The organism is Microcystis sp. LE19-84.1B (assembly GCF_027531875.1).
Lineage (GTDB): Bacteria > Cyanobacteriota > Cyanobacteriia > Cyanobacteriales > Microcystaceae > Microcystis > Microcystis panniformis.
This window is the reverse complement of sequence record NZ_JAPZSR010000281.1, coordinates 1-5,539: the sequence shown is the minus strand read 5'-3', so window position 1 is coordinate 5,539 and position 5,539 is coordinate 1. Positions and strand designations below refer to the sequence as shown.

Here is a 5,539-nt window from a genome sequence, read left to right as displayed (position 1 = left end):
AACCCAACCTACGTTCTATATCCCTATATCCCCTTTCTAACTGATAAGTAGGGAGGCACAATTATTGGTAGGATGGGTTAGCGGTAGCGTAAACTATGCGGGCGTTGGGTTTCATGCTTCAACCCAACCTACGTTCATCTGATAACTGATAACTGATCACTGGATAAATGCTACACATTGCTACTTTTTCTCGCGAAAATGAGCGCCAAAATTGCGGTTTTTGGCAGAAACTTGCGCCCCATACCCGGGTTTTAGTGACTCTTTTGTTAGTTTTTGCCACAGCCTTAACTCCGAATGGTAGCTGGGAAACTTGGGGGATTTACGGATTAGGATTAATTATTTTAATTCTGATCAGTCGGGTGACTATTCCCGTACTTTTACAAAGAGTAGCGATCGAATTTGTCTTTATCGGTGTGGTTTTATTGGGAACTCTTTTTCGTGATGGCGGCGAAATTCTTTGGTCTTGGGGATTTTTGCGGATAACTAGCGAGGGATTGCTGGTGTTAGGCAGTGTGGCCCTAAAAGCTTTTCTTTGTCTTTGTGCGGTCAATATTCTGGTTTTAACGACAGCAATTCCCGACCTGTTGCAAGCATTAGTTACCCTAAAAACTCCCCCTTTATTGGTGGCAATTTTGGCTTCTATGTACCGTTATCTAGCTGTTTTGATCGCTGAATTTAATTCCATGCGAAGGGCAGCAATTGCGCGTAATTTAATGAGTAGTCCCCGATGGCAACGGTTGCTAGTGGGACACATGATCGGCTCTTTATTTATCCGTACCTACGAACGGGGCGATCGCATTTATCAGGCCATGTTATCGAGGGGTTACACTGGTTCCTTGCCTTCTCTACAGGTTCCCCAAAGCAAGCTGAAAGATTATCTCGCTATAATTTGCATAGTAATTCTGATCCTCTGGGGTCAAATGGTACATCTACTCAGGTAAAAGTCTCGTTTTTCATGCACCACAACCCGATTTTTATTGAAAACCTAGTTTATACCTATCCTGACGGTACAGAAGCGTTAAAGGGTATTAATTTAGCCATTGAAGCTACGGAAAAGGTGGCTTTAGTCGGGGCAAATGGATCGGGAAAATCCACCTTATTACTGCATTTTAACGGTATTCTCCCGCCACAAACGGGTAAAATCACCGTCGGTCCCTACCAAGTTAAACCAGAGAATTTAGAAAATATCCGCAATTTTGTCGGTTTAGTCTTCCAAAACCCCGACGATCAGCTATTTATGCCCACTGTCTGGGAAGATGTGACTTTTGGCCCGATGAATCAGGGAATTCGGGGAGAGGATTTAAACCATCGCTGTCATCATGCTTTACACGCGGTGGGATTGGATTCCCAGCATTATGGTAAGAGAAACAGTCAGAATCTATCGGGGGGTGAAAAAAAACGCGTGGCCATTGCGGGGGTTTTAGCCATGTTACCGCAGGTCTTAGTTTTTGATGAACCTAGCGCCCAACTGGACCCCCGGTCCCGTCGGCAATTAATACAACTGTTAGCCACTTTACCCCAAACCCAAGTGATCGCTACCCACGATCTCGATCTGGCTTTAGAATTATGCGATCGCACGGTGGTGTTAAGTCGTGGTCAGGTGGTGGGAGAGGGAGAAACCGCTAAGATTTTAAGTAATCGGGAATTTTTGGAACAACACGACTTGGAAACACCCCTTTGTTATAGTCGTCCCTACTGTGCGATCGCTGATGCGCCCTCACAAGTCAGTGATCAGTGATCAGTTATCAGATGTGAGTTTTCAGTTCACCGATTACTGTTTACTGAACACTAAAAAAAAGCTCCCTTTTCCCCTCTCATAGACAGTCTTAACGAGTGATTTAGATGGTCAACAGATTACCGCTACTTAGCGGTTAATTTTTGGGATTCTAAGGGAGAATGATGTAATAACTGGACTTCCCCCATACATAAATACTAAAAAATTAACAAAACCCTTACTGCAGGTCGGTTCTAAGAAAAAATTGAAAAGAGACTACTGGGTACATTTTTCACTTGAAAATGGCTGTACCGTTGACTGTATCTGGAGTAGAGCGATTCCGTAGAGTTGGCTGTATAGTGATCGCTAACCTGATTTTAACAGATAGTGTCATTAATCTCTAGAGTAAGGGATTCCCTCTGTAGCCATGTTTTTGCTGATTTTCTGCCCCGAAACAAGCTATAATGGTCTAAAGGTCAAATTTGAAAATTTTTGCCTCAAACCCTATCTGCGTAAGAACTTCAGGATTTTGTGTCCAGTAGTTTATTTGTATTGTATTGCTTTAACTCAGGCTCTGTAAGACTTTTAGCCATAGCTAGTATGTTTATACGGGGGAAGTCCAGTTATAACATATAATTAATTTGCAAGAGTTCTATTTTTTAAAACTCAGGCTCAAACTGACTTTTTGATATATGCAAAATTAGCATTCATACCTTGATTAAGCAACGCCGGGGTTTTTTCGTTGAGTTGGCTGGCTCTTATCTTCGGTCGGCCTTTGAGCTTTTTCTGTTCTCTGAGTTGGGCTTCCAGTTGGGTGGTTCGTTCTTGCTGCTTTTTTAGCTGTTGAGAGAGTTGGTCAATGATGGCTTGTTGTTGTTGGAGTTGCTCAGTCAGGCTCCTCAGGAGGTTTTGTCAGCTATCTACTTCTTGGCGGAGGGCTTTCTCAATTTTCCTTTGGCTCTCTGTGGCAATCCTCCTATCTGTGTTAAACCAGATTTTCTCCCTCATAGCAACCCCTACACGACCTTGATTTTTGTTCGCGACAGCTTCCAGCAGTTATTGAGAGGTTACATCAGTGGGAAGTGGGAAGTAGGGAACACAGAGCAAAAAGCTGACGGCTGACAGCTGATAGCTCTTTATTGCTAACCGGACCGACGATGATCTATTCTGGATACTGGCCTGACTCGCGAATCCCCACCGCCAAAAAAGAATAATGTACTGCGATTACCTGGTTCAAATCCTCACCGCACGGGTTTACGATGTCGCCCAAGAAACCCCCTTGGAATTTGCCCCCAATCTCTCCCAACGCTTGCACAATCAGCTTTTACTCAAGCGCGAGGATATGCAGTCGGTTTTCTCTTTTAAACTGCGCGGTGCCTACAACAAAATGGCGCATTTGTCAAGGGATTTGTTACAAAAAGGTGTAATTGCTGCCTCGGCGGGAAATCATGCTCAGGGAGTCGCTTTGGGAGCGCGGCAATTGGGAACCCAAGCGATTATCGTTATGCCTGTCACCACTCCGCAAGTCAAAATCGACGCAGTAAAAGCCCGGGGTGGGATTGTCGTCCTGCACGGTGACACCTACGATGATGCCTACACCTACGCACGGCAGTTAGAAGCGGAAAAAGGCTTAACTTTTATCCATCCCTTCGATGATCCAGAGGTAATCGCTGGCCAGGGTACGATCGGTATGGAAATTTTACGACAATATCAGCAACCGATCGAGGCCATTTTTGTCGCTATTGGTGGCGGTGGGCTAATATCAGGTATTGCAGCCTATGTCAAGCGTTTACGCCCAGAAATTAAAATTATCGGGGTGGAACCTGTGGACTCAGACGCGATGAATCAATCCCTAAAAGCCGGTTATCGGGTGCGTTTGTCTCAAGTGGGATTATTTGCCGACGGGGTGGCGGTGCGGGAGGTGGGAGAGGAGACTTTTCGTCTCTGTCAGCAGTATGTGGATGAGATTATCCTCGTGGATACGGACGATATTTGTGCGGCGATTAAGGATGTTTTTCAAGATACACGCTCGATTTTAGAACCTGCGGGGGCGTTAGCGGTAGCAGGAGCGAAAGCTTATGTAGAAAGAGAAGGAATTGAGGATAAAACGCTTGTTGCTGTGGCTTGTGGGGCGAATATGAACTTTGATCGTTTGCGGTTTGTGGCGGAAAGGGCAGAATTAGGGGAACGGCGCGAGGCGTTGTATGCTGTGACTATTCCCGAACAACCGGGCAGTTTACGCCGTTTTTGCGAATGTGTCGGCAAACGCAATTTAACCGAATTTAGTTATCGCATTGCCGATGAAAAAGAAGCACATATTTTTGTCGGCGCCCAGATCGAAAATCGCAGCGATGCCAAGAAATTAGCCGAGAGTTTTGAAGCTTGCGGCTTTAAAACTCTCGATATCAGCGATGATGAATTGACTAAATTGCATCTACGGCACATGGTGGGAGGGCGATCGCATTTAGCCGATCATGAATTATTTTATCGCTTCGAGTTTCCCGAACGACCGGGGGCTTTAATGAAATTTGTCGCCTCCATGAGTCCCCACTGGAATATCAGCGTTTTCCATTATCGCAATAACGGAGCCGATTACGGGCGCATCGTCGTCGGCATACAAGTCCCCCCCGACGAAATGAATCAATGGCAAGCTTTTCTCGATACTCTCGGTTATCGCTATTGGGATGAAAGTCAAAACCGGGCCTATCAGTTATTTTTAGGTTAAATCGCCATTTTTAGGAAGTTATCAGCACAGATGAATCAAGATTTTCCCCATATTTCCGTTTTGAGTCAAGAATTAATCGCCGGCTTAAATATTCAACCCGGGGGGCATTATCTCGATCTTACCCTAGGCGGTGGTGGACACAGCCGCTTGCTTTTAGAAGCCCATCCCCAAACGACAGTAACCGCCATCGATCGCGATCAAAGCGCTCTAGAAGCCGCTAAAATTAGTCTCGCCCCCTATCTAGATAGCCGTTTAACCCTCTGGTGGGGCAACTTCGCCGATTATAATGGACAAAATAGCAGTTTTGATGGCATTATCGCCGATTTAGGAGTCAGTTCTCCCCAATTCGATCAGAGCGAGCGCGGCTTTAGTTTTCGCCACACGGCAGCCTTAGATATGCGGATGGATCGCTGTCAATCCCTGACGGCAGCTGATATTATTAACCATTGGCAGGAAAAAGAATTAGCAGATCTTTTTTATCAATACGGAGAAGAACGTTTATCTCGTCCTATTGCTCGATCGATCGTCCAAAAACGTCCTTTTACTACCACTACTGAATTAGCGGCTGTCATCGCTAGTTCTGTCCCCGCTAGTTACCGTTACGGACGTATTCATCCGGCAACGCGGGTTTTTCAGTCCCTACGCATCGCTGTTAATCAAGAATTAGATTCTCTGCAAAAATTGTTAAATCAAGCCCCCCACTGGCTAAAATCTGGGGGAATTATCGCTATGATCAGTTTTCATAGTCTAGAAGATCGTCTGATCAAGTATGGCTTTCGCGAAGATCATTCCTTGAAAATTATCACGAAAAAGCCGATTATTCCCAGCCGAGAAGAACAAGCTAAAAATCCTCGTTCTCGTTCGGCTAAACTAAGAATAGCCCAAAAGATAAGTAGCTGGTTATAATTAAATTAAAAATGGATTTTAGGTTCGATCCCCCCTTAGTCCCCCCTTGATAAGGGTAGGGCTGTTTCATTTAAATTAATTACAGCTGATTTTGAGTCAATAAATTTGACCGAAGATTCTCAAGTTTATCTTTTTCTAATCAAAAGAGTTAGTCACAATAACTAATCTTTAATCCTCTGCCAAATTTATTATGA

The 5,539-nt window shown here is 44.7% G+C and carries 5 protein-coding genes; all 5 read left to right on the top strand.

Going from position 1 to position 5,539, the window contains the following annotated elements:
• Positions 1 to 167 precede the first annotated feature (167 nt).
• The 5 genes from cbiQ (at position 168) to rsmH (ending at position 5,345) form a co-directional block, all read left to right on the top strand.
• Positions 168 to 941: a cobalt ECF transporter T component CbiQ gene (gene cbiQ, locus O9324_RS16125; RefSeq protein ID WP_288140704.1), complete on the top strand. Its 774-nt coding sequence runs from the start codon at positions 168 to 170 to the stop codon at positions 939 to 941.
• 14 nt (positions 942 to 955) lie between these two features.
• Entirely contained in the window at positions 956 to 1,738 is a 783-nt protein-coding gene (locus tag O9324_RS16120) for an energy-coupling factor ABC transporter ATP-binding protein (RefSeq protein ID WP_002769392.1), read from the top strand.
• Positions 1,739 to 2,623: 885 nt separating this feature from the next.
• Complete coding sequence (locus tag O9324_RS16115) at positions 2,624 to 2,836, top strand: hypothetical protein (protein ID WP_223211781.1); 213 nt, start codon at positions 2,624 to 2,626, stop codon at positions 2,834 to 2,836.
• Positions 2,837 to 2,927: 91 nt separating this feature from the next.
• On the top strand, positions 2,928 to 4,439 hold the full coding sequence (ilvA, locus tag O9324_RS16110; protein ID WP_287109287.1) for a threonine ammonia-lyase, biosynthetic: 1,512 nt from the start codon (positions 2,928 to 2,930) through the stop codon (positions 4,437 to 4,439).
• A 30-nt stretch (positions 4,440 to 4,469) separates the two neighbouring features.
• Complete coding sequence (gene rsmH / locus O9324_RS16105) at positions 4,470 to 5,345, top strand: 16S rRNA (cytosine(1402)-N(4))-methyltransferase RsmH (protein WP_288140703.1); 876 nt, start codon at positions 4,470 to 4,472, stop codon at positions 5,343 to 5,345.
• Positions 5,346 to 5,539 lie beyond the last annotated feature (194 nt).

What these genes read in the sequence shown, in the direction of transcription:
- cbiQ (WP_288140704.1), top strand. Translation starts at nt 168, where the DNA reads ATGCTACACATTGCTACTTTTTCTCGCGAAAATGAGCGCCAAAATTGC.
- O9324_RS16120 (WP_002769392.1), top strand. Translation starts at nt 956, where the DNA reads ATGCACCACAACCCGATTTTTATTGAAAACCTAGTTTATACCTATCCT.
- ilvA (WP_287109287.1), top strand. Translation starts at nt 2,928, where the DNA reads ATGTACTGCGATTACCTGGTTCAAATCCTCACCGCACGGGTTTACGAT.
- rsmH (WP_288140703.1), top strand. Translation starts at nt 4,470, where the DNA reads ATGAATCAAGATTTTCCCCATATTTCCGTTTTGAGTCAAGAATTAATC.